General features: G+C 33.6%; 1 protein-coding gene and 1 pseudogene. Both read left to right on the top strand.

The window, feature by feature from the left end; genetic code table 11:
• Window positions 1-173, top strand: a pseudogene (locus BFP77_RS17545) (IS30 family transposase); the annotation flags it as partial.
• A gap of 63 nt (window positions 174-236) precedes the next feature.
• Window positions 237-593 carry a hypothetical protein gene (locus BFP77_RS00850; protein WP_099572196.1) on the top strand — a complete coding sequence of 119 codons (357 nt, stop codon included), beginning with the start codon at window positions 237-239 and terminating at the stop codon, window positions 591-593.
• The last annotated feature ends 168 nt before the right edge of the window (window positions 594-761 follow it).

Raw genomic sequence — 761 nt, 5'->3', positions numbered from 1 at the left:
ATAGAATAGGAGTTATTAGACGATTCTTCCCTAAGAAAACGGACCTTAATCAAGTCTCAATAGAGAGAATCAAAGAAGTGGAATTATTACTAAATTACAGACCTATTAGAAAGTTTAACTATTACAACCCTATTGAAGTCCTAAAAAATAAGTGTGTTGCACTTATGGATTGAACACAGCTTACAAATAATATTCAAGTATTTCAGTTTTTACAGCAGAAAGAAAAGGAAGTGGATATGGACTTACAGGCTTTTGAAGTTGTTTTAGGTGATGTCAATGCACCTAATATACTCGTTTTGGCATTGAACCCATTTTGTCCTGCATGTGGCAGGGAATATAATGCTGTGCAGGAATTACTAGCAAAACAGTCTAATTTTGCTAAAGTTGTAATTCGTTTTGTAGGTGATGTGAATTTTAAGGACGACGCAAAAATTTATATATCTAGTTTATTGATCGGTCAGTACAAATTGGGTGGGCACGATTTTATGAACCTGTTAAGCGAATGGTTCAATACAGACAATCGAAATTCCTTTGCTAGGAAGTATGAACTACAACCATCGAAAGATGTCATTAAAACTTTTGACCCGTCCTGAATAAAGGCTACATAATCTTAAACAATTATGTACAAAAATGACAAAGTGATTAGACGGTATTCAGAATCTTTTAAACTCAAAATTTTAGACGAACTTACCGCAGGAAAACTAAACAAATACCAATTAGGTAAAGCTTACGGTATTGCACCTTCTACAATTAATGAATGG

Source organism: Maribacter sp. 4U21 (assembly GCF_002742365.1).
In the GTDB taxonomy this organism is placed as follows: Bacteria; Bacteroidota; Bacteroidia; order Flavobacteriales; family Flavobacteriaceae; genus Maribacter.
Note: the sequence above shows the minus strand (reverse complement) of the source record. Positions and strands in the feature narration are given on the sequence as shown.